Genomic DNA, 24,119 nt, shown 5'->3' with positions numbered 1-24,119 from the left:
ATTACATACATAGCTTATTCGGTCTATATAGGATAAGCTTTTTTGTTATTTTAAAAAAGCATATCCTCCAAATAACTATTTGAGAGGGGAATGTTAAATGAAGAAGAAAATTGTCGGAGTTGCTGTAGCTTTATCTTTACTTTCTTCACCAGCATTGGCAAATGCTGCGCACAGTTTTGAGGGGGATTTCCTTGTCGCTAAAAAGGGTGGTCATGGAAATAGTGGTGGTAGTAGTAGTAGTAGTAGTGGCAGCAGCAATAGCAGCCATAGTAATAGCGATAGAGGCAATAGCTCGCAAAATAATTCTATTTCCGAAATCACTCAGAATGATGATGCCCTTAAAACTGGACAAAATGATGCTGAAAAGAAAAATAACGATGGTAGTAGTAAAAAAACTTCTATAGAGGATATTAAGAAAGAAAAAACTAGATTATTAGAAGAATATAAAGATAATTTATCGGAGCTAAAAGCTCGTACTTTAGAATTGCGCCAACAGCTTGAAGCCACAGTTGAGGGTGAGGAAAAAGCTGAGTTATTGGAAACTACAGCGGATCTTTTAGATCAAGCAGGTGAATTCGAGCAGGCGATTACTACACAAGAAGAAGCAGTTCAGCAAGATTTAACAAATGTTGATCGCTATAAAAAACTAGCTAAATTAATGGATAAGAGTGGAAAAAAAGATATCAAGGCTTTTGTGAATGGAAAGTCTCCTAAGTTTGATGTACCACCAGTGATTAAATCTGGGCGCACCCTAGTACCAATTCGGGCGATTTCTGAAGCGTTAGGTGCAGAAGTAACTTGGAATCAAGAAGAGCAAACAGCAATAATTGTGAGAGATGGTATCGAAATCAAATTAACATTGAATGATCTAAAGGCATATGTTGATGGAAAAGAAATTGAGTTAGATGTTCCGTCAACATCAATCAACAGTAGAATTGTAGTACCATTGCGATTTATTAGTGAAGCATTTGATGCCGCAGTCCAATGGGAAGATGAAACAGATAGTGTTATTATCGTAGATAACGACGCAACGGATGAGACTGGAACTGGAGAGCCTACTCAAGAGTCAACAGATGCAAGTGCCAATGAGGAAGCAACAACGACAGCAAGTCAAGATACAACTGATGAAACAGTACAAGAGGATACTGCTTCTTTAGAGGAAATAGACGAGACTTCAACGGAAGTCGTCATTCCTACCGAAAATTCAACAGCAGCAATAAATTAAAAATTAAAAAATGCTTATGTGTAGCTTAAAGCTCGCATAAGCATTTTTTGCAAAAAATCATTTTTATTTTCTCAAATTGCCTAACTCCGCAGCGATGGCCTGCATTTCGCTGATGCTAAATGTTTCTTTATTGATCACCATTTCATATATTTCTTTTAATTCTTCGAACATTTCTTCATTAAAATGATCAGCTTTAAAAGCGCCAACATTAACCATTTTCAGCTTTTCTTTTATCGCATCAACCATATGTTCAATATTCTCTTTTGATTTTACCGTTAAGTCCATACCCGTTTCCCCTTTCTGTTTCACACTAATTATAGTCCATCGTAACATAACGGAAAAAGAGACTGCAATTTTGCAGCCTTTTAATTATGCACCAAATTTGGGTTAATTTGCTTTTAATCTTGGTATCAGAAATATTTCGGCAATTCGTTTTCTTTGGTTGTTTTTGTTGGCTATAATAAAGATAAATCATACGTATATAAAAAATGTGATGAAATGATATACATATAAAAGGAGAGTCAGTAATGGGAGAACGAAATAAATTGGTTAGAGGGATGCTATACGGTGCTGCTGTAGGCGCAGCTGTATCTTTGTTAGACCGTGAAACACGGGAAAAAACGATCTTACAAATGAAGGATTGTAGTAAAAGAATATGGAATTTTAGTAAAAATCCATCTGTCTTCATTGAAAATGTATCTAATAAAATTGAGGCAACTAGAAATAAGGTAGAAGAAGTATCCGAAGATATCGCTTTCATAGTTGATAAAGTAAATGATATCAAACAGTCCAGTGAGAAGTTGCTCATTCCTAATAGCGAGGAAGGAGAAAAACAAGAGGATTATTAATAAATGAACTTTTAGTGGGAGGTTTCCATGTCGGAAAACAATGTCACTACATTAAAAGGCTTTATTAAAGAATTATTTAGACGATTTAATCAAGATGAAGTAATCGGCTTGTCCGCAGAACTAGCTTACTTTTTTTTGTTATCTTTATTTCCGTTTTTAATTTTTCTCATTACGCTTATTGGGTATTTACCGATTTCCCAAGAGGATTTATTAGGACTTGTAAGCCGGTTTGCTCCTGGAGAAGCAATGGATTTGATTGAAACTAATTTGCGGCAAATTCTTGAAGGACCAAAAGGGGGCTTGCTGTCTTTTGGTTTGATTGCAACGATCTGGTCGGCATCTAATGGAGTGAATGCAATCATTCGCGTATTAAATCGTGCCTATGAGGTTAGAGAGAGCAGGCCTTATTTATTATCTAGATTTATGGCCATCATTTTAACGGTAGCGATGATCCTTGTCATTATCATTGCTTTATTGTTACCCGTTTTTGGAAAAGCGATCGGTATATTCCTTTTTACACATTTTGGGATTTCCGATTCCTTTATTGCGATATGGGACTTTTTCAGAATCTTCATTAGCTTTTTTGTCATGGTAGTTGTGCTTGCGGGATTATATTTATTTGCACCTAACAAAAGACTTTGTTTAAAGGAAGTATGGATTGGGGCATTTTTTGCCACGATTGGCTGGCAGCTTGTCTCCCTTGCCTTTTCTTATTTTGTATTGAACTTTGCTAATTATACAGCTACATATGGAAGCCTTGCAGGGATTATCATCTTAATGATTTGGTTTTATTTATCAGCTATGGTGATCATAGTAGGCGGAGAAATTAACGCAATGATGAGGAATTGTAAAGATAATTAATACCAAGATTGGTGAACTTTTGTGAAAATAACTACACAAGGAACTGCCATACTATTGTTGTGGAGAGCATTCCATGCTTCAAACCTTCAAAGGAGGCGTCAACGATGGGTAAAACTAAACAACGGAAAAGCGGTTCTAATCCAAAACAAAAAACGTCTAGCGGTGCAAATAAATCGAATAGCTATCATTAAACTGCTACTTAAGCAGACAATAAGAAAGGGCGGCCCAATGCAGGCCGTCCTTTCTTATTTATCGTAATAATCGCAATCCATTTAAAATAACAAGCAAAGTACTTCCTTCATGTCCGATAACCCCAAATGGGAGGTCAAGCACCTGCAGGAAATTTGAAGCAATTAATAGCATAATCACGGATATTGAAAAAATAACATTTTGTTTGATGATTTTATTCATCCGATTTGATAAAGTTATTGCCTCGGCAATTTTCGTAAGATCATTTTTCATGAGAACGATATCAGCCGTTTCTAAAGCAACATCTGAACCTTCTCCCATGGCGATACCGACACTTGCTGTTGCAAGGGCTGGAGCATCATTGATGCCGTCGCCGACCATTCCGACTTCTTTATATTGATCTTGAAGCTTTCTTAAGTGTTCAACCTTTGTTTCCGGCAAGCATTCAGCAATATAATGATGGACGCCGCTTTCTTTGGCGATAGCTTGAGCAGTATAGTGGCTATCCCCTGTAAGCATGATTGTATGAATCCCATTCTTATTTAACGTTTGGATTGCCTGTTTTGATATATCACGAACAACATCCTTTAGAGCCAACAAGCCAACGATGCCATCTTCATCCTTAACATAAACAATAGTTTTTCCTTCGCTAGCCAATGTTTTGGAAATGCCGTTTTGAAAGCTTTCTGACTCATCTGTACCAACAAAATCCTGTTTTCCTATTTTCCAATGTTTATTTTGAATACTTGCTTCGACACCCCATCCAGTCACGTCCTTGAATTGCGTTGGCTCTTCAAGAGTAAAGGCATACTTTTCTTTAGTAAATTGAACAATGGCTTGTGCCAATGGATGGTTTGAATGATTTTCAATGGATGCTGTTGCAAATAAAAATTCTTCTTCTGTAAAACCAGGACGGATAAAACAATCGGTTACCTCCGGTTTTCCTCTTGTCAGTGTTCCTGTTTTATCAAAAGCGATCGCTCTAAGGGCAGTAAGCTTTTCAAGATGGACGCCACCCTTAAAAAGAATCCCATGTTTTGCACCGTTTGAAATGGCCGATAATGTTGCCGGCATGATGGAAGCCATCAATGCACAAGGTGATGCAACAACTAGCAAAATCATTGCCCGGTAAAAGGTTTCCTGCCAGGTCCACCCAAGAAGAAAATGAGGGAGGAACATCATGAATAAAACAACAGCCAACACCACTTTCACATACGTTCCTTCAAATTTTTCAATAAATAGCTGGGATGGTGCCTTTTCACTTTGAGCATTTTGGACAAGGTTGATTATTTTTTGAAACAGTGTTTCACTGCTCTCTTTTGTAATTTCTACAACGATCGAGCCGTTTAAATTCACCGTTCCGGCAAACACCTCTTCTTTTATGCTTTTAGAAACTGGGATGGACTCACCTGTAATCGCGGCCTCATCTAATGTTGTCTCTCCGCGGATAATCATTCCATCTGAAGGGACACGTTCTCCTGGTTTTACCAAGATATGGTCACCAATATGAAGGGAAGAAATATGGACTTTTTCTTCCACTCCATTTGTTATGCGCAATGCTTCTTCTGGCTGAAGGCTCATTAAACCTGATATTTCCTTTTTACTTTTATTCATCGTATATGTTTCAAGGGCTCCACTTAGCGCAAAAATAAAAATCAAAATGGCTCCTTCTGCCCAGTAGCCAATTATGGCCGAGCCAACAGCGGCAAAAAACATCAACATCTCAACGTTAAGATCTTTTTGTTTAATGGTTTCTGTAATTCCTTCCTTTGCCTTTGCATAACCCCCAATGAGGAAAGCAAGGATAAAGATGGGAATCGCTATGGATTCCATTTCAATTTTTGAAAAAATCCAAGCTGTTACGATTAAGATGCCACTGAAAATAGCTGCTATTAATTCCCAATGTTCAGACAGCCTATAGACTAAACTTGATTGTTCAATATTATTGACTAATTGAGAATTATTATCCCTTACCTTATAATGTGTTTCCAAATTAGTCCCTCCCTAATTTTTTAATTGATAACAATAATCAGCGTCATTCCTTTGATAAAAGACGAAAACTGTCACAAATGGTGACAGCCCTTAATAATTATTCTAAATTTTAATTTAAAATTATTATAAACAAAGTATAGCACGCTATGTTTAGGATTAAAAGGGATTTAGAAAATTTTGCAACTAAAAAATATAAAAAGTATCGTCAAATAAAAAATGCCTCTGTTTTAATCAGAGGCATTTTAATCAAACTAAACTGTGCTTCAGCATTTATTTATTATTGGATAATGTTATCCTCAATGAATTCTTCGTAGTGGTAGTAGGTATGGTTGTAAATATGCTCAATTTCATCATCTGTCATGTACATAAGATTTTCATTTTCAAAACTTCTGTTCTTAGTGATAAATTCAATCATATTTTTCCGCTCTTGACGATTCATTCTAAATTCCCCCTAGAATTTTTGATTACTGTAATAATACAGTTATTTTCTTGTTACTTGTATTATATAACAGAGGAGATGTTTTGGTCAATAAAATTTATTGAAAATTTTGCAAAAGGGCTTATTCCTAGAAAAAAACAAACAATGGTTCATTCGTAGTACGTTAGAACTAGGATTGGGACTATATATCCAAAATAAGAAAATTTTAACAAATGTCGAACGAATGGGTATATAATTATCCAGTAATGTAAAATTATGTATTATTTTAGGAGGTGTTTGTAAGTATGTGTAAAAAGGCAATGATAAGTTTGTTTTTTGCAGTAGCACTTATTTTCGGTCAATTGGCACCCGTAGTTTCGGCAAAGATGGATGATTTAAATGGACATTGGTCGGAAAAGGTTGTTACGAAGTGGGCTGACCAAAATATGGTCAGAGGTTATCCAGATAGCCTGTTCAAGCCGAATAACAACATCACAAGAGCTGAATTTGTGTCGATGGTAAATCGGATGTTTACACCCACAAGTCTTTATGTAGGGGCTTCTTACAAGGATGTAAGGGAGAAGGATTGGTTTTACGACGAGGTAAAACTTGCTGTTGAAAATGGGTACATAAGCGGGTATTCAGACAAACTTTTCAAACCAAACCAAGCGATCACTCGTGAAGAAGTTGCTTCTGCTATTAGTAGGGTCGTACGCTATCCGGAAATAGAAATGAATAATGTTAACAAATTTACAGACGTGAATACTATGTCTGAGTGGGCAAAATACGGAATAAATATCGTTGCTGGTCATGGCGTAATGGGTGGTTATCCTGATGGAACATTTAAACCACTAAATCCAATTACACGTGCAGAAGTCGTACAAGTACTTGATAACTTATATAATTTAATTCAATTAGGAAAAGTAACGATTAAACAAGGTGTAACAGGTATGGTTACATATAAGGATGAACCAATAGCCAAAGCACCAGTTACATTATTTAATGCCAATGATTTCTGGCCAAAGAAAACAGTGAATACCAATGATAAAGGCATTTATGCAATTGAAGCAAAAGACGGTAAATATGATGTAACTGTCCAAAAGGATAACTTAGTAGGTTACGCTACAGATATTGTAGTAAAAGAAAACGTAGTAAACCAAAATATTGAATTACAAGAAGGCGTTAAAGTTACCGGCTATTTTATTATAAAAGGCCATAAGGTTGACTATCGTGATGTAAAAGTAGTATTTACATCTGATGTGTCCTTTATAACAGATGTAGATAAAGATTGGAATTTTAAAATTTATTTAATACCGAACAAAAAGTATACCATTCATTTAATTATTAAAGACAAGAATTCCGTTACAGTTAAAAAGGATGTCGAAATCGGAGATAGTGATAGCGATTTAGGCGGCATCGAAGTTGAAATCCCTGACTTTGGTAATGGCGGATCTGGCGGCAGCGGTGGCAGCGGCGGATCTGGCGGCAACAGCGGTGGGGACTCAGGCAGTGGTGGTAACACAGGCGGCAACAACGGTGGCGACACAGGAAGCGGCGGCAATAACGGCGGCAATACAGGTGGTGACACAGGTAACGGCGGCAATAACGGCGGCAATACAGGTGGCGACACAGGTAACGGCGGAAATAACGGCGGCAACACAGGCGGCGACACAGGAAGCGGCGGCAACACAGGCGGCGTGGATGCCGGAGTCTCAATTGGCGGCGATGGTGGAGTAGATGCTGGAGTCTCAATTGGCGGCGATGGTGGCGTGGATGCCGGAGTCTCAATTGGTGGCGATGGTGGAGTAGATGCTGGAGTCTCAATTGGCGGCGATGGTGGAGTAGATGCTGGAGTCTCAATTGGTGGCGATAGTGGCGTGGATGCCGGAGTCTCAATTGGTGGCAGCGACAGCGGATCAAATAGTTCAACAGGCAGTCAAGGAAGTTCAACTAGTGGAACAAGCGCTAGTGCCTCTACAAGCTCTACTGGAGTCAGTGCTTCAGTTTCAGTAGGTAGTCTAAGTGTTTCTGTTTCAGTTGGAGAATAAAAAGGTCTTATAGCATCCTTAAAACTGAGAAATACTTCAAAAGAAACCTTCTTACAATGATATTTTTTATCTTGTAGGAAGGTTTTTTAGTTTTTTTTCTTATTTATGTTAAAAATGCTGTTAAATAGGAAGGTTATTACAATTTATTAAAAATTTGTGAAATTTGGTTATAAAGTACTATTAAATAGTATAATTAATTTGAAGTTAAAAACCTTTGGAGGTGTGGTAGGGTATGGAAAGGCTAAAGCTTTTGACATTAGTGACTATTTTAATTCTTGTTGCAGGTCAAATACTACCAATGGCGTCAGTTGAAGCTGTGAATGATTTAAAAGGCCATTGGTCGGAAAAAGTTGTTACAAAGTGGATTAACAACGGTAAAGCTATTGGATACCCAGATGGACAATTTAAACCGGACAACAACATATCGAGAGCAGAGTTTGTATCGTTAGTAAATCGTATGTTTGAACCAACTAGTTTATTTTCAGCAGCCACATTTAAAGATATTAAAAAAGGTCAATGGTTTTATGATGAAGTAAAATTAGCTGGAGAGAATGGTTATCTTGGCGGCTATGAGGATCGATATTTTAGACCGGACAAGCCCATCACGCGTGCAGAGGTTGCATCAGCTGTAAGCAGAGTTGGTGTCTTTCCTGATGTAAACATGGATACCTATAAAAAATTCAAAGATGTTGGCTCTATGTCAGAATGGGCAAAATACGGAATAAATGTAGTAGTAGACAACGGGCTGATGGGTGGCTATCCAGATGGTACTTTTAAGCCTTTTAATCCGATAACAAGAGCAGAAGCTATCCAAGTGTTAGATAATCTTTTTAACGCGTTTCAATTAGGAAAGGTGACAATCAAGCAGGGAGTACGGGGTATCATTAGCTATGATGAAAAACCAGTAACAAAAGCAGCAGTTACAATATTTAATGCAAATGATTTCTGGCCTATTAAAACTGTAAATTCAAAAGAAGATGGAACATTTTCAATAGAAGCTAAAGATGGAAAATACGATGTTACTGTACAAAAAGATAATTTAGTAGGATATGCAACAGATCTTTTAGTTAAACAAAACATTGTTAATAATAATATTGAGCTTCAAGAAGGCGTTAAAGTCAGTGGATTTTTAAAAGTAACTGGAAACAAAGTTGATTATCGTAAAGTAAAACTTGTCTTTACCTCTGATGTATCTTTTATCACCGATGTGGATAAAAATTGGAACTTCACGATTTACCTAGTACCAAATAAAAAGTACACAATTCGTCTGATTATTGATAATAAGCATTCCGTCACTGTGAAAGAAAACGTACAAGTTGATGAAGGCGATATCGATCTTGGTAAAATTGATGTGAATATCCCGAATTATGGATCCGGCGGTTCAGGTGGCTCCAGTGGCAACAGCGGCAACGGTGGAGACAACGGCAACGGTGGAGACAACGGCAATGGTGGAGACAACGGCAACGGCGGAGACAACGGCAATGGTGGAGACAACGGCAATGGTGGAGACAACGGTAACGGCGGAGACAATGGCAACGGAAGCGATAACGGAAATCTAATTAACCTTGATGTTAATACAGATAAAGGAATTAATGTTGAAGCAGATGTAATTGATGATACTATTGAAGCTGATATTAATGTAGGTGGAGACAGTCTACTTGATGTAGAACTAAATTCCGATATTGATAAAGGTGGAGTAGTTGATGATGTTGTTGATACACTAGATAAAACTGTTGATTCTGTTGAAGATGTTATTAACGGAATACTTAAATAGTGATTGAAGATTCGATTAGAACCTCTTTGCGCAGATATGCGTAAGGAGGTTTTTTTATGAAAATATTAATAAAGCTATTTTCCATTTTAATGTTTATTTTCACATATATGGAAACTATAATAAGGAAGGACATACATTATGATTTTAAAAAGAAGGGTTGGTTCATTTTTATGGTTAATAAAATATTCCTTATCATGGCTGTGATAGGGGTGCCTTTATCTATCATTGGAAGTATATTCCATTTCTCGCCGATATTAATGTTCGCAATATATTGTTTAACCATTATCGCATTAGCCGGTTTTATGGGACGAGCAACGGAAAGTCTCGCTGTCCTTGCTGGAGAACGAATCGGCGGTCTACTCAATGCTACTTTCGGAAATGCAGTGGAATTAATTATTTCTATTTTTTCCTTAAAAGCAGGATTGGTTGGTGTTGTTCTTGCATCACTTACGGGATCGGTTTTAGGAAACTTATTGTTAGTAGCAGGTTTATCATTTTTTGTTGGAGGTATGAAATATAAGCGCCAAAGGTTTAACGTCTATGATGCAAGGCATAATTCCGGCCTATTAGTTTTTGCAGTCATTGTAGCATTTGTAATTCCGGAAATTTTCACACTTGGAATGTTGCCATCTGAAAAATTAACGTTGAGTACAGGAATCTCTATTATTTTAATTATCCTATATTTAGCAGCACTTTTCTTTAAATTAGTTACCCACCGTGGCGTGTATCAGCCTAAGACTGAGGGAAACATTGAACACGAAGAAGAAGAGGCAGAATGGGGGCTAGGAAAAGCAATAGCCGTTTTACTTATCTCCACAATCGCGGTTGCTTATGTATCGGAAAAACTTGTACATACATTTGAAACGGTAGCAGAGACTTTTGGTTGGAGTGAATTGTTTATCGGGGTTATCATTGTAGCCATAGTTGGCAATGCTGCAGAGCATGCTTCAGCTATTATTATGGCTTGGAAAAATAAAATGGGTGTTGCCGTGGAAATTGCGGTTGGATCAACCCTCCAGGTTGCCATGTTTGTCGCACCTGTTTTAGTTCTTGTTTCACTATTTTTTGAAACTTCAATGCCATTAGTGTTCACGATGCCTGAATTAATTTCAATGGTGACGGCCGTATTATTAACAATCGCAATCTCAAATGACGGTGATACGAACTGGTTTGAAGGTGCAACACTTTTAGCGGCATATTTAATTATGGGGATTGGGTTTTATTTATTATAAAATATTCAAGACAAGCTTTCTGCTGGGAGGCTTGTTTTTTTGTGCAATAAATTTCCAATCTTCACTATGGATAAACAAGCAAATATTCGAAAAAAATACAATTAAGTATTATGAAGGAGGTTACAATTTTGAAGGCGCTAAAATGTACTGTAACAATTATAACGACCCTAATGCTTACGTTATTTAGTATTCAAGGCCCAATAAGCGCGGAAAATCCGAAATCAAGTAAATCTGTCAAAATTAAAGTTCCTGACTCTGTACTTGATATTTCAAAAGAAAACACATACCCAAACCCAACACAGGATTTACCATATCTTCAGCCTAGTGATTTAGCGAAGTCATTACTTGACACTACAGATGTACGTATTCAAAACCCGGACCTCATACGTATTTTGAATGAATCTTCTATTCATACAACACCGACGGCAGTTGGCTTCCGGGCAACCATCTATCTTGGTCAATGGCCATTAAGCTATGAATCGACGGAAACAAATATTAATTGGGAGTATAAGCCTGCTAATATGAATAAATTCGATAACCGTGGCGGAAAGAGCCCGCAAAAAATGCATTATCAACAAGAAGAAGAAACAGTGATCAAGGGTGGTTTGACATCAAGAATTAATAATGCGGAAGAAGTTCAGAAAATGATGATGTTAACAGCAATGAAGAAAACTGAACTACCTTTAGCGTTTGAGACGGTCATTGGTCAAGGAACGAAAAAGGACCAAGTCTATAACGTTTCTTCTAAAAAGTTAGGATACTTATATGCATTTGCTCCGGCAGTGAATGAAAAAGGAAAAGTGACATTTGGTGAGGTATATCTTGAGTTTAAAGGCAGTAAAGCGAGGCTAAATATTAAGAATGTAACACAGCAAGGGATTGGCGCATGGATTCCGGTTCAAGACCACTTATCCTTTAAATTTACAACAAGTGACACACCAAAATGAACGATTGTAAAAGGACCTGAAGTAGAGTAAGGGTATCTACATAAGGTCCTTTTTGCTTATGCAATATTTAACAGAATTCAAAGAAGCAATTGTCAAATGAACCCCAATTGGATAGTATTGATAACAGAAATGAATGCACTGAAAAGTATTCACAAATCGAAGGGAGCAACAAACCTATGGGTAATGCCATCCATGATAAAAAAGCACAAATCGAATATTTAACCAATCGCTTGAATCTATTACTCAGTGTCCTCGATACAATTAGTCCTGAGGAAGCGGATGTAGAGGATATTGATCGACTTTTACAAATGCTTGAGGACCTTCAATCAAAGATTAATCAATTTAAAACAGATTGGTAAAAATAGAAATATCATAATTTAAATCCTTTTTCCTTCTATTTAAGGGTTTCGAAAAAAATGGACAAGGATTATAATAGTGGTTGGAAGTTCATTCATAAATTCAGAATTTTTTTATTTATACTATCTAAAAATGGGTTTGATAGTATAAATCGTCATTGTTGCAAAGCAATGGTTTGTTAAAAATGTCAGAGGGGAATGGGGTACTAGAATGGAACAATTATTTGATAGCATGTACAAATTAGTTGTTGAAACATCTACTAAGTTACCAAAAGATGCACGTCGCGCTGTTTATAAGGCAAAATTAAGCGAAAGTGCTGGAACAAGAGCAGCTATTTCATTAGACACAATTTCTAATAATATTGTAATGGCAGAGGAAAATGTCTCACCAATTTGTCAAGACACAGGGCTTCCAACCTTTAAAGTAAAAACTCCAATTGGTGTTAACCAATTAGTAATCACAGAAGTAATTCGTAAAGCGGTTGCAGAAGCAACGAAACAAGGAAAGCTTCGTTCAAACTCAGTTGACTCTTTAACTGGGGCGAACTCTGGTGATAACCTAGGGGAAGGAACACCTGTTGTTAAGTTTGAGCAATGGGAAAAAGATTATATCGATGTTCGTCTTATTTTAAAAGGCGGCGGTTGTGAAAATAAAAATATTCAATATAGCTTACCATGTGAATTAGAAGGTCTAGGCCGCGCTGGACGTGACCTTGATGGTATCCGTAAGTGTATTATGCACTCTGTATACCAAGCACAAGGCCAAGGATGTTCTGCAGGATTTATTGGCGTTGGAATCGGTGGAGATCGCAGTTCTGGTTATGACCTTGCGAAAGCACAACTATTTAGAAACGTTGATGATGTAAACTCTAATGAAGATTTACGCAAACTAGAAGACTATGTAATGGAAAATGCTAATAAACTAGGCATCGGTACAATGGGCTTTGGTGGCGAAACTACATTATTGGGTTGCAAAATTGGCGCTATGAACCGTATTCCTGCAAGCTTCTATGTATCTGTAGCCTATAACTGTTGGGCATTCCGCCGTCAAGGTGTGAAGATTGACCCTGCAACAGGTGCGATCACTGATTGGCATTATCAAGAAGGCGATGATGTTGATTTCGCCAAAGATCTTCAACAAGAAGTTGCTGCAGCAGCTGAGACAGCAAGTGAATCTCGTGAAGTTGTATTACAAGCACCGATTACTGAAGAACAAATTCGTTCATTAAAAGTCGGAGACGTTGTTACAATCAACGGCAGAATGTACACAGGCCGTGACGCAATCCACCATTATTTAAATGACCATGATGCACCGGTAGATTTAAATGGACAAATTGTCTACCACTGCGGTCCGGTAATGTTAAAAGATGATGAAGGCGTATGGCATGTTAAGGCAGCTGGACCTACAACAAGTATCCGTGAGGAACCTTACCAAGGCGATATCATGAAAAAATTCGGCATTCGCGCTGTAATTGGTAAAGGCGGTATGGGTCCAAAAACATTAAAAGCATTACAAGAGCATGGCGGTGTATACTTAAATGCTATCGGTGGAGCTGCACAATACTATGCAGATTGTATTGAATCTGTTGATGGTGTAGACCTCACGCAATTTGGTATTCCAGAAGCAATGTGGCACCTAAATGTTAAAGGCTTTAAAGCTGTAGTAACAATGGATTCACACGGCAACAGTTTACACCAAGATGTTGAAAAATCTTCTCTTGAAAAGCTTGCCCAATTTAAAGAGAAAGTATTTAATTAATCGAATAAAACTGAAATACGGGAAGAGCGCTATCCATAGTGCTCTTCTTTTTTTTACATGGAAAATGATGTTTGGTATGAAAGTGCCCGCCAATCAAAAAATATGCTTAAACAGTTTCCAAAAAAGGGGGCAGATTGGATGAAGGGCACAATGAAAACAATATTATGTATGATTACAACCTTCTTATTATTTTTAAGTTCTACAATGCCAATTGTTGTCGCAGAAACCGTACCGAACACGCCGATTCATTGGGGCATGAAAAAGAGCCGAAACGAACAACCGGCTGAGGCTGGGGCAATGCTTGAATCGGTCCTTGAAAAATACGGCTCCTTTTATTTAGGAGATACATCCAAAAAAGATATTTATTTAACCTTTGATAATGGCTATGAAAATGGCTTTACTAGTGATATTTTAGATGTCTTAAAAAAGAAAAAGGTACCGGCAACCTTCTTTGTAACAGGCCACTATATTACTGAAAATGCCGATCTTGTGAAAAGAATGGTGGACGAAGGCCATATAGTCGGCAATCATTCATGGCACCATCCGGATTTAACACAAGTAAGTGATATACGCTTTAAAAAGGAATTAGTACTGATTAAGGAAGAGTATAAAAAATTAACAGGTAAATCCGATATGATGTACCTGAGACCGCCAAGAGGAATATTCAGTGAAAGAACATTACAACTTTCAAAAGAGCTTGGTTATGTGAACGTTTTTTGGTCGTTGGCATTTGTTGATTGGCATATTAATAATCAAAAAGGCTGGAAATATGCGTACGACAATATTGTAAACCAAATTCACCCTGGGGCTGTTATCCTGTTACATACAGTATCAGAAGATAACGCCAAAGCACTTTCAAAGGTTATTGACACTGTAAGAGAAAAAGGGTATACGTTTAAAAGCCTAGATGATCTCATGCTTGAAAAAGCAATGCCAAAACCGTTATTGTATCAGAATTATATTGAGTAGGACATGGGGACAGGTACCATGTCCCACCATTTTTTTGCAAAATGATTTCCTATATAAATTAAATAGAAACTTGGGACAATGTACCTGTCCCTCTGTCCCATGTATAATGAGGACAGATACAAAAAGAAATGGAGAAAGAATATGTCCCAGTTTAAGCAAAACAAACAAAGTTTCGAAAATGATAAAAAAAGGAGAGGGCAGGGAGGGGCACAATCAAAGCCGTTTAGGAGCAATCATGCTACTCCAGCACAGCTACAGGTCGGGCAGGAATTTCCGCTCACAATAAAAAGGTTAGGAATAAACGGAGAAGGAGTCGGCTTCTTCAAAAAACAAGCAGTATTTGTTCCAGGTGCCTTACCAGATGAAATCATCGTCGCGGTAGCAACAAAGGTTCAACCTAATTACACTGAAGCAAAAATAAAGAAAATACGCCAAAAGTCACCTCACCGTGTTCAACCACAATGTCCTATTTATGAAGAATGCGGTGGTTGTCAGCTGCAGCATTTAGATTACAAACAGCAACTAAAAGAAAAGCGAGATATTGTTATCCAGGCTTTTGAACGACATACAAAATTACAAATCGACCAACTTGAAATCCGCGACACGATTGGCATGGAAAATCCATGGGGTTACCGAAATAAAAGTCAATTACAGGTAGGGCGTGAAGACCAAAAAATATTGGCTGGCCTATATGGACTTAATTCCCATAAACTCGTAGATATTTCCGAGTGTTTGGTCCAACATCCAAGCACAAATAAAGTTACCCAAGTTGTTAAAGGAATACTACAGGACCTAAATATTTCAATTTATAATGAGAAAAAACGGCAGGGACTTGTACGGACGATTGTCACAAGAGTAGGTTTTCAATCCGGAGAAATTCAGCTCGTTATAGTGACAACAAAAAGGGAATTTCCGAAAAAAGAGCTATTTCTTGCGGAAGTAAAAAAGCTGCTGCCGGAAGTCAAATCCATTTTACAAAACATTAATGGGGAAAAAACATCGATTATATTTGGAGAGGAAACAATCCATCTTGAAGGAGAAGAAGTCATCCAAGAAACATTGGGAGATTTATCATTCGAGCTTTCAGCCCGGGCATTTTTTCAATTAAATCCGCAGCAAACAGTGAAGCTATATAATGAGGTGAAAAAAGCAGCAACCTTAATTGGCAAAGAAAAAATTGTGGACGCCTATTGCGGCGTGGGCACAATCGGCCTCTGGCTTGCAGACGGCGCCGCAGAAATCCGCGGCATGGACACAATCCCAGAGTCAATTGAAGATGCCAAACAAAATGCAAGTAGGCACCATATCAACCAAGCAACCTATGTTGTCGGCAAGGCTGAATACTGGTTGCCGAAATGGCAAAAAGAGGGCTGGCGTCCAGATGTCGTTGTTGTTGACCCGCCACGAACTGGCTGTGACCAGAATTTTCTTCAAACCGTGTTAAAGCTAAAACCAAAACGGATGGTGTACGTATCATGCAACCCATCTACACTGGCTAAGGATATACAATTCTTAAGTAAAGCGTATAAAGTTGAATATATTCAACCGGTGGATATGTTTCCGCATACGGCGCATATAGAAAATGTTGCAGTATTGGAATTACAAACCAAATAAATTGCCAGAGGTTCTAAAAGATGGGTTCAGACTTTGAACCCATCTTTTAGAATCTGGATAATTACATTTGATAGTGGAAATATTTATTGAATTACCTCATTCTTCTATCGGGTAGTAATTAAAGTTTTTTCTTTTAAAAACAGATTAATTCTAAGAATCTATAATCCGTTAAAATAAAAAAAACGGGTAAAAAATCCTGCTGACAGTTAGGATATCATAATGAATCCATATGCTATAATCTAGATAAAGTAATTGGCTAAAGGAGGGCAAATCAATGAGGTGGAATGAAGTACGTAAGCAATTTCCAAATCGGTGTGTCTTAGTTGAGTCGCTTAGAGCAAAAACGGTTAATGACGAAAGAATTATCGAAGAAATGTCTGTTATTGATGACTTCGATAATGGTAATGCTGCATGGAAGGTTTATAAAAAATTGCATGCAGAAGACCCAAATCGTGAACTTTATATATTTCACACTAATCTCCAAGAAATAAAAGTGATAGAGCAGCCATACGTTGGAGTTCGGAGGAAAATATGAAGATAAATATGATTGATCACTTACCAATCGTTTCAATAAAGATCGACTATAATGGTATGAGCAAAATGTTCAATCATGTATTACTAGACACAGGTTGCTCATCAACTATATTAGACACGGACTTATCTGAAGAAATTGGTCTATTACTTAATCTAGAAAATGCTGTTACCCGAAAGATGTACGGTATCGGTGGAACAGAAATTTGTATAGAACAAAAAGTAAAAAGCATATTTCTAGACAAATTTCATTTGACGGATTTTACCATTCAGCTTGGTGATGTTAAAGAAATGCATGGTTTTGATGGTATAATTGGCAATGATTTTTTAATAGCAAATAAATTAATTATAGATTTTAATCAAATGGAAGTACGGAATAGCTAAAAATTATAATATTTGTTCTTTGAACTTAAAAAATAAAGGTGAAAAATGAAGAAGAAAAGAAAAATCAAACTAAATGAAAATTATGTTCCACTCCCAACCTACGAAGGGGATGAAATATTTAGGAATGGAATATTTCACTTCAATATTTCTAGGATTTATGATCAGATTGATTCAGGAATTCTTGAAGCTGAATTTGAACAAATCGATGTTAAAGGTTGGTTTAAGACTCATCTTCATAAGAAGGTTAATGAAAATCATTTGCCATCTGTTGATATTTCAAGAGCAATTCTCCAAGCGGAAATTCGACCGGGTATGTTTGAAGTTATAGATGGTAATCATCGTATAGAAAGAGCTTTTCGTGAAGGTGTTCCCATTATTAATTCTTATAAGCTAAAAGGTGAACAACTTCTGCCATTCTTTACAGATATAAAAGGGTATAATGCATTTGTTGATTATTGGAATTCCAAATTATTATGATGTGAGTTTTTTATATTTAGGGAGGGCTTATGTTCGATACATTATGCTTGAAGTTTGATTATTCGGAAGAGGCATTTGATAGGTTAGAAAAAGTGTTTGAGTTAGAAAAAGAAAAATTGTTATGCACAATGACAGAAGAAATTACTTGGAAGAAAAGAAAAATAAAATCAACCAAGGAAAAAGCATACGCATTAATAGGAAGCAACAATCTAATAAATGGAACAAACTAAAACTAGTTTATTTTCAAAATAACCTCCAAATAAAAATGCATCCATCTCAGTCAGAGTTTTGTTGAAAATAGTGGAAAAGCACTACTTAAACAAAATAAAGTCTATTTATGCTGATGAAGATTCCCCATATGATAAAACACAAGCACATGAATATTTTCGACAAAAGCCAATAACATTCTTAAATGATGGTATCTCATTTTTGGAATATGAATTCTCAAGTAATAATGAATATGCTCTTTATATTAATAAACACCCATATTTAGTATGGATGGGAAGAAACGAATTAGTTCAACGTGATGAGTCTGGGAAGCCAATCTGGAATAGTGATAGAACTGAGTTTCTATACAGATATACTGATTGCTTTATTATAGTTCAAAGATTTTATAGGCAGAAAGGTAAACACCACTACTTCAATATGTCTGCGATCACCACTCAAGCCATATAGAAAATGTAGCTTGTTTGGAATTAATAATGAACCAAATGTGAAATGAATATTAATCTAATATAAAAATAGGAGATCTAATGATGGATAATAACGATATATTAATTCGATTGAGATATGCGTTAGAAATAAAAAATAAGGAAATGGCAGAGATATTTAAACTTGGCGGAGTGGAGGTATCAGTACCAGATGTGATCATGATACTTACGAAGTCTGATGAGGATGAAGAAGAGAGCGGCAATCAAATAAAATGTAACAACAGTATGTTAGATTCATTTTTAAATGGTCTTATTATTTACAAAAGAGGGAAACAAGAGCCTAAACCAGGTCAACTCGATACACCGGAACCTAGCTTAAAGAAAAGTCCAAATGTTAATAATCTCCTTTTAAAGAAAGTTAAAATAGCATTAGCATTAACTACTGAGGATATGCTGGATATTTTTGATAAGGCAGGATTACGGGTAACAAAAGGAGAGCTTGGGGCATTGTTAAGAAAAGAAGGACATAAGAATTATAAAGAGTGCGGAGATATGTTTGCCAGAAATTTCTTAAAAGGACTTGCTATCAAATATAGGGGATAATGGCATTAAAGATATACAGGTGATGACATGATACATACTTACTTGGGAACGACAATACGTTTTGATATAAAGTACAAAAATAGAAAATCTGTAGGAATATCAATAGATGGCTATGGGAATATTGAAGTTCATGCGCCAAAAAGGACCCCTGATGAAAGAGTGCTTCAGGTATTAGAGGATAAATGGGATCTTATTCAGCAAAAGGTAAACGAAATGAAGGATAGACTGAATGGGCCACAGGAAAAGTCCTATGAGAATGATGAGTTCTTTCTGTATTTAGGTAATACCTATCCCATAATGGTTTTTCAAGATATAAAAATTTCGCAAGACCATGTTGTGTTTGAAGGTGGAAAACTGCATATATATGTGAGGCAGATTGACGATGAAAAAATTAAACTTGCATTAAAACGATTTTATTCCCAACAGTGTAAGTCATTAGTGGAGAAGAGTATATCCTCTTTTCATAGCAACTTCAAAACCAAACCAAGTTCAATCCGTATTACGGATAGTAAAACTACATGGGGGACATGTGATTCAAAACGCCACTTAACATTTAATTGGAGGCTAGCTATGGCGCCACGTGAGGTAATTGACTATGTCGTTGTTCACGAAATGTGTCACATGGTCCATCTGAATCACGACCGTTCCTTCTGGAGGCTAGTTGGCAAAATAATACCTGACTATAAGGAAAAAGAAAACTGGTTGGCTTTAGCAAACTGGAAAATGACAATTTGACAGGACATGGGGACAGGTTCCGTGTCCCAATCCGTTAACTTGGGACGGTGTACCTGTCCCTTTGTCCCTCTTGATATTGAACGATGAACTGATATACTGGAATAATAAAATAAAAGATTGGAGTAAAGTTTGTCAACAATGGATATTTTTAATTTAGAAGAACATATAAAAGACTATATAAATGAGGCTAATAAAGAGGACATACATGTAATTGTGGATGAATTCAAACATGGTCATTTTGCAAATGTCTTATCAAAAACAAAGGTATTCCGAGAAAAATATGAAACAAATAAAAGGTTAGCAAAGATCTTGTCATTACTTGACGCAACTTGTCTTTCACAACTAGGTGAAGGGAAGCAAGGGGCGAGCATTATCGAGGACATTTATCAAAATTCAAATGAAAATTCGATTGATGATTTAATTTTGTATGGTAATTTAGCATTCATGTGTGACTATAAGCTTTCTCGAAAAATTATGTCGGATGCCGTGAAACAAATAGAAAACGAGCAGGTGTTCGACCAGATGAAGGCGGTTCGTGCTTATCTATTGCTGGGAGAAGCTGAAGAAAATTTACAAAAGTTCGTTCGAGCAATCAAATATTATGAGCGGGGCTTAACTTATTTACAGAAAGAAAAAGAAAAAGAAAAAGGCGACCAAATGATTGTCTTTCTACATTTTAAACTTGGTGCACTCCATTCACGGATTAATGAAACGGATGAAGCCATTGCTTATTTGGAAAAAACACTTGAACTTGCAAATGATACTAATGTAGAAATAAAAATTAACAGCCTAGTAAGTATTGCGAAAATGTATGGAAGTAAAAATGAGTATGAAAAAGCTATTTCTTATTTGAACGAGGCAATTCCAATGTTGGAAGGGTCAGCGCTTGCTAATAAACTAGTACATGCAGAGGCCTATACAGAGATGGCGTACAATTATTTTACCCAATCACAACCTGATGAAGCAGTTCCATACTATGAAAAGGCGATCGCCATTCATCAGAAGCTCCCTAATTATTCCGCAAGAGAGCTTGGAATGATTTATATGCAATATGCTTTTTGTTTGGAGCATAAAGAGCAACCAGATAAATTGCTTGCAGGAAGAGCTTATGAAAAAGCAATTGAACAGCTGGAAATAACAAATGATCAGGAGTTATTGGAAAATGCTCTTGCAGATATTATTTTATTTTTTGAACGGACCTCTAATATAAAGAAAAAGCGGTTTTATGAAAATAAATTTGTAAAACTAACGAATGGAAATGGTCACATTCACTAAGCGTATTTGTCATTATGTGAAGACACCTTGAAATCAAGATCATCAAGGTGTCTTTTTTTATTTGAGGATGGACACATTTTAAAATACATAATTATGGTACATTAAGAATAGGAAGGAATCTCTAAATGATTTCAAGAAAGGTGGGAATTATGATGAAGAAATTCATTACAATGACTGTAGCATTTTTGCTAACTTTTACTATACAAATATGGACAGGTAGTAATGTGGTACATGCTAATGACGGTGTGGGGGAAATTTCAAAGAGGTCTATCAGTGTGAGTGGTATATCTAGTGTCAAGGTGGCTCCTGATATAGCTTACATTGACATTGCGGTTAACACATTTGACAAGGATGTAAAAAGGGCGCAAGAAACAAATACAAAAAATATGAATAAAGTTATGCAACAATTGAAAAGCCTAGGAATTCAAGATAAGGACATCCGTACAATTGATTACCGGGTTCAACCTAGATATGAATGGAAAAACGTTGAAACCAAAAGTAACCAAGGGGGAATTGAAAGCAAAAATGTGCAAATCTTATTAGGATATGATATCAACAATACTGTTAAGGTTACTGTTACTGAGTTCCAAAAGATTGGCAGTATTATAGATATAACTGTGAAAGAGGGGGCTAATCAATTAAATAATATTGCCTTTGGATTAAGTGAAGCTAAAAAAACAGAGAAGTATTTAGAAGCACTGAAAGGTGCTGTAGAAAATGGAAGATCAAAAGCGGAATTTATCGCAAGTACTTATGGAATAAAATTATCAATTCCTGCCGTAATCAATGAATCAGGATCTTACATTCCTTCTCCGATTTCTTATAATGGTCCTGAATTATCAAAAGCAGCGGGCTCTTATGATAGTGTAGCTTCCACCCCCATCTCAGGTGGAGAAATGGAAATTAGCGCAAATGTGAATATCGTCTATCAGTATTGATAAATTAGAAGGACACGGGGACAGGTTCCTTGTCCCAAGTTAACGGATGGGGACAAGGAACCTGTCCCCTAAATAAAAGTTTTCGCTTTTAGTAACAGTTGCTCCCATTGTTGAAGGAAATTTTCCGCTGCTACGGGTGGACTATAGAGATATCCTTGTACGTGGGTACACTTTTTCTTTCGCAAAATATCCAATTGACCTGGCGTTTCTACTCCTTCTGCAATTACATCAAGCTTCAAATGCTTAGCCATCGAAATGATGGTGGATACAATCGTATCATCCTGCTTATTTTCTGCGAGATCTCTGATAAACGATTGGTCAATTTTTAGGCGGTGAATCGGAAGATGTTTCAGGTAATTAAGGGATGAATACCCTGTTCCAAAATCATCTATAGCAATTTTACATCCTAAAGACTTCAGATCTTGTAGGGTTTTTGATGCATGCTCCATATTCATCATCATGCTTTCTGTAATCTCAAGCTCCAAATCCTTAGGTGGTAATCCTGTCTCATGCAAAATTCCTTTCACCGTTTCGATTAAGTCTTGCGAATAAAATTGGCGAGAGGACAGGTTTACGGCGATTTGAAGGGATGAAAGCCCTTGATCGTGCCACTCTTTTAATTGTCTGCATGCTGTCCGAAGCACCCATTCGCCAATAGGAATAATAAGCCCAGTGTTTTCGGCGGCGGGGATAAATTCGGCTGGAGATATGGAGCCGTAGCTTGGATGTTGCCAACGAAGCAATGCTTCCACTCCTTGTATCTGTCCGGTTGCAATATCCACCTGAGGCTGATAGACAAGATGAAGTTCATTATTTTGCAAAGCATGATGCAAATGGTTTTCCAATAGGAGACGATCGAATGCTTTACCGTCCATAGAATGTTGGTACATTTGAAAAGGAACCTGTTGTTGTTGTGCTTCCATGAGCGCCATGTTCGCGTGTTGTAAAAACTCGTCCACCTCAATTTCTTTTTCGACATAGACAACACTACCGATGGTCACAGATACGGTTAAGAGGAGATTCTTAACCTGCAGTGGTTCGCTAATTTGGCTTTGAATTTTTTTGCACACTGTGACCCATTCGTCTTCTTGATCCAAACCAGGGTAAACTATTGCGAATTCATCCCCTGTGAGACGTCCAACAAATACTTTTGACGGAAATAGTTCTCTTAGCCTGTCTGCAACCGATTTTAGAATCAAATCAGCAAAGGAGTGCCCAAGAGCTTCGTTGATTTGTTTGAAACGATCGATATCGAGTATCAGGAGTGCAAATGGTTTTTGATTTTGCATTTCCTGTGTCAGTTTTTCTTTTATGCAACGAAGATTTGGTAGTTTTGTTAAATCATCGTGAAACGCCATGTATTCAATTCTTTCTTGAACTTCTTCAGCCTTTTTTTGATTCTCTTTCATTATGTTAAAATTTAATACCATTTCACCAATTTCATCCATGCTTGTTATTTCAATCGGTTCTTGAGTATAGTCGCCACGGGCAATTAACTTTGCCTGTTCTGCTACTTGAAGAATGGGTTTTGTCAATTTTTTTGAAAACCATAGAATGACAATCGCACCAACAAGGAACGAGAAACCAAGAGTAATTAACAGGATATAAAGTACACGATTCGCTCCAGCATTAAAGTCGGATAGATAGGCCCCGGCGCATACAATCCAATTCCAATTTGGATCTTTTTCTGTATAGGTAATTTTTGGCTCATTTGTATTAGGGTTATCGGGCAAGGGCCATTCATAGGTGACAAACCCTCCACCATTGTTGGCAGCCTTTACCACTTCTTGGGTAGAATAAACACCGTCGGTTGTCTTTACATTCCATACATTTTCTCCCTCAAAGTTTGGGTGTGCGAGTTCAACCCCTGCGGAATTTATAATGAATATAAAGCCGTGTTTTCCTAAGTTCAGGCGCGAATTAATAGGACGATTCCCATTCGCATCTTTTTTTCCCAAAATCGCTTCTTTGACTTGTTCCTGGGCGTCTTCCAATAAAACGTTTCCTGCTTTGACTTGTTTATCTAACGTTCCAATCATTTCAATGGTCATCCGTACATTGGTTTGTAGGCCTTCAGCACCAAGCGTATTTAAACTATTTTTAGACGATTGATAGCCAATAATTCCAATTAATAGACTAGGTATTGCAAGAAATAGTAAGGACATAATTATTAGTTTTATGCGTATGGGCATTCTCTAAGAACCTACCTTTACTTGTCTAATTGATCTATCTACCTAAATTGTAACTTAGAATTGGAATAGTACAATAGCCCGGTTTAACAATAACAAAAAACA

The 24,119-nt window shown here is 36.9% G+C and carries 23 protein-coding genes; 19 read left to right on the top strand and 4 right to left on the bottom strand.

The window, feature by feature from the left end:
• The first annotated feature begins 97 nt into the window (after positions 1–97).
• On the top strand, positions 98–1,225 hold the full coding sequence (locus ACNQFZ_RS07800; RefSeq protein WP_458414710.1) for a copper amine oxidase N-terminal domain-containing protein: 1,128 nt from the start codon (positions 98–100) through the stop codon (positions 1,223–1,225).
• Positions 1,226–1,288: 63 nt separating this feature from the next.
• Here ACNQFZ_RS07800 and ACNQFZ_RS07795 read toward each other — a convergent pair whose 3' ends face one another.
• Positions 1,289–1,510: a DUF1128 domain-containing protein gene (locus ACNQFZ_RS07795; protein WP_458414709.1), complete on the bottom strand. Its 222-nt coding sequence runs from the start codon at positions 1,508–1,510 to the stop codon at positions 1,289–1,291.
• A gap of 242 nt (positions 1,511–1,752) precedes the next feature.
• On the opposite strand from ACNQFZ_RS07795, the gene ACNQFZ_RS07790 reads away from it, so the two are divergent.
• A complete protein-coding gene (locus ACNQFZ_RS07790) occupies positions 1,753–2,073 on the top strand; it encodes a YtxH domain-containing protein (protein ID WP_458414708.1) in 321 nt (106 codons plus the stop codon).
• Positions 2,074–2,100: 27 nt separating this feature from the next.
• Positions 2,101–2,934: a YihY/virulence factor BrkB family protein gene (locus ACNQFZ_RS07785; RefSeq protein WP_458414707.1), complete on the top strand. Its 834-nt coding sequence runs from the start codon at positions 2,101–2,103 to the stop codon at positions 2,932–2,934.
• 249 nt (positions 2,935–3,183) lie between these two features.
• Here ACNQFZ_RS07785 and ACNQFZ_RS07780 read toward each other — a convergent pair whose 3' ends face one another.
• Together ACNQFZ_RS07780 and ACNQFZ_RS07775 are read right to left on the bottom strand one after the other, a co-directional pair.
• Positions 3,184–5,115, bottom strand: a complete 1,932-nt coding sequence (locus ACNQFZ_RS07780) for a heavy metal translocating P-type ATPase (RefSeq protein WP_458414706.1) — start codon at positions 5,113–5,115, stop codon at positions 3,184–3,186.
• 277 nt (positions 5,116–5,392) lie between these two features.
• Complete coding sequence (locus tag ACNQFZ_RS07775; protein ID WP_458414705.1) at positions 5,393–5,554, bottom strand: BH0509 family protein; 162 nt, start codon at positions 5,552–5,554, stop codon at positions 5,393–5,395.
• A gap of 284 nt (positions 5,555–5,838) precedes the next feature.
• Here ACNQFZ_RS07775 and ACNQFZ_RS07770 point away from each other — a divergent pair, with 284 nt between their 5' ends.
• The 16 genes from ACNQFZ_RS07770 (at position 5,839) to ACNQFZ_RS07695 (ending at position 21,825) form a co-directional block, all read left to right on the top strand.
• Positions 5,839–7,581, top strand: a complete 1,743-nt coding sequence (locus tag ACNQFZ_RS07770) for an S-layer homology domain-containing protein (RefSeq protein WP_458414704.1) — start codon at positions 5,839–5,841, stop codon at positions 7,579–7,581.
• Positions 7,582–7,813: 232 nt separating this feature from the next.
• On the top strand, positions 7,814–9,355 hold the full coding sequence (locus tag ACNQFZ_RS07765) for an S-layer homology domain-containing protein (RefSeq protein WP_458414703.1): 1,542 nt from the start codon (positions 7,814–7,816) through the stop codon (positions 9,353–9,355).
• A gap of 170 nt (positions 9,356–9,525) precedes the next feature.
• Entirely contained in the window at positions 9,526–10,587 is a 1,062-nt protein-coding gene (gene cax / locus ACNQFZ_RS07760; protein ID WP_458415345.1) for a calcium/proton exchanger, read from the top strand.
• 128 nt (positions 10,588–10,715) lie between these two features.
• Positions 10,716–11,534: a YfkD family protein gene (locus ACNQFZ_RS07755; RefSeq protein ID WP_458414702.1), complete on the top strand. Its 819-nt coding sequence runs from the start codon at positions 10,716–10,718 to the stop codon at positions 11,532–11,534.
• Positions 11,535–11,710: 176 nt separating this feature from the next.
• Positions 11,711–11,893, top strand: a complete 183-nt coding sequence (locus tag ACNQFZ_RS07750) for an SE1561 family protein (RefSeq protein WP_458414701.1) — start codon at positions 11,711–11,713, stop codon at positions 11,891–11,893.
• A 208-nt stretch (positions 11,894–12,101) separates the two neighbouring features.
• Positions 12,102–13,649: a fumarate hydratase gene (locus ACNQFZ_RS07745; RefSeq protein WP_458414700.1), complete on the top strand. Its 1,548-nt coding sequence runs from the start codon at positions 12,102–12,104 to the stop codon at positions 13,647–13,649.
• Between the two features lie 138 nt (positions 13,650–13,787).
• Positions 13,788–14,618 carry a delta-lactam-biosynthetic de-N-acetylase gene (gene pdaA / locus ACNQFZ_RS07740; protein ID WP_458414699.1) on the top strand — a complete coding sequence of 277 codons (831 nt, stop codon included), beginning with the start codon at positions 13,788–13,790 and terminating at the stop codon, positions 14,616–14,618.
• A gap of 141 nt (positions 14,619–14,759) precedes the next feature.
• Positions 14,760–16,232: a 23S rRNA (uracil(1939)-C(5))-methyltransferase RlmD gene (gene rlmD, locus ACNQFZ_RS07735; RefSeq protein WP_458414698.1), complete on the top strand. Its 1,473-nt coding sequence runs from the start codon at positions 14,760–14,762 to the stop codon at positions 16,230–16,232.
• Between the two features lie 274 nt (positions 16,233–16,506).
• Positions 16,507–16,767: a hypothetical protein gene (locus ACNQFZ_RS07730; RefSeq protein ID WP_458414697.1), complete on the top strand. Its 261-nt coding sequence runs from the start codon at positions 16,507–16,509 to the stop codon at positions 16,765–16,767.
• Positions 16,764–17,147 (top strand): retropepsin-like aspartic protease, encoded by a 384-nt coding sequence (locus ACNQFZ_RS07725; protein WP_458414696.1) that lies wholly within the window; start codon positions 16,764–16,766, stop codon positions 17,145–17,147. Before ACNQFZ_RS07730 ends, ACNQFZ_RS07725 begins: the two co-directional genes overlap by 4 nt.
• A 45-nt stretch (positions 17,148–17,192) precedes the next feature.
• A complete protein-coding gene (locus ACNQFZ_RS07720) occupies positions 17,193–17,624 on the top strand; it encodes a hypothetical protein (RefSeq protein WP_458414695.1) in 432 nt (143 codons plus the stop codon).
• 29 nt (positions 17,625–17,653) lie between these two features.
• Positions 17,654–17,854 (top strand): hypothetical protein, encoded by a 201-nt coding sequence (locus tag ACNQFZ_RS07715; RefSeq protein ID WP_458414694.1) that lies wholly within the window; start codon positions 17,654–17,656, stop codon positions 17,852–17,854.
• 525 nt (positions 17,855–18,379) lie between these two features.
• Positions 18,380–18,877 (top strand): DUF1456 family protein, encoded by a 498-nt coding sequence (locus ACNQFZ_RS07710; protein ID WP_458415344.1) that lies wholly within the window; start codon positions 18,380–18,382, stop codon positions 18,875–18,877.
• 27 nt (positions 18,878–18,904) lie between these two features.
• The gene (locus ACNQFZ_RS07705; RefSeq protein ID WP_458414693.1) at positions 18,905–19,612 is read left to right on the top strand and encodes a M48 family metallopeptidase; all 708 of its coding nucleotides are present in this window, start codon (positions 18,905–18,907) and stop codon (positions 19,610–19,612) included.
• 138 nt (positions 19,613–19,750) lie between these two features.
• Positions 19,751–20,887, top strand: coding sequence for a tetratricopeptide repeat protein (locus tag ACNQFZ_RS07700; protein ID WP_458415343.1), 1,137 nt, complete (start codon positions 19,751–19,753; stop codon positions 20,885–20,887).
• A gap of 149 nt (positions 20,888–21,036) precedes the next feature.
• Positions 21,037–21,825: an SIMPL domain-containing protein gene (locus ACNQFZ_RS07695; RefSeq protein ID WP_458414692.1), complete on the top strand. Its 789-nt coding sequence runs from the start codon at positions 21,037–21,039 to the stop codon at positions 21,823–21,825.
• Between the two features lie 68 nt (positions 21,826–21,893).
• Here ACNQFZ_RS07695 and ACNQFZ_RS07690 read toward each other — a convergent pair whose 3' ends face one another.
• Positions 21,894–23,990, bottom strand: coding sequence for an EAL domain-containing protein (locus tag ACNQFZ_RS07690; protein ID WP_458415342.1), 2,097 nt, complete (start codon positions 23,988–23,990; stop codon positions 21,894–21,896).
• Positions 23,991–24,119: the final 129 nt, after the last annotated feature.

It is taken from the genome of Schinkia acidoalkalinis, assembly GCF_054301215.1.
The sequence above is the reverse complement of the archived record's forward strand: the minus strand, read 5'-3'. Positions and strand labels throughout refer to the sequence as shown.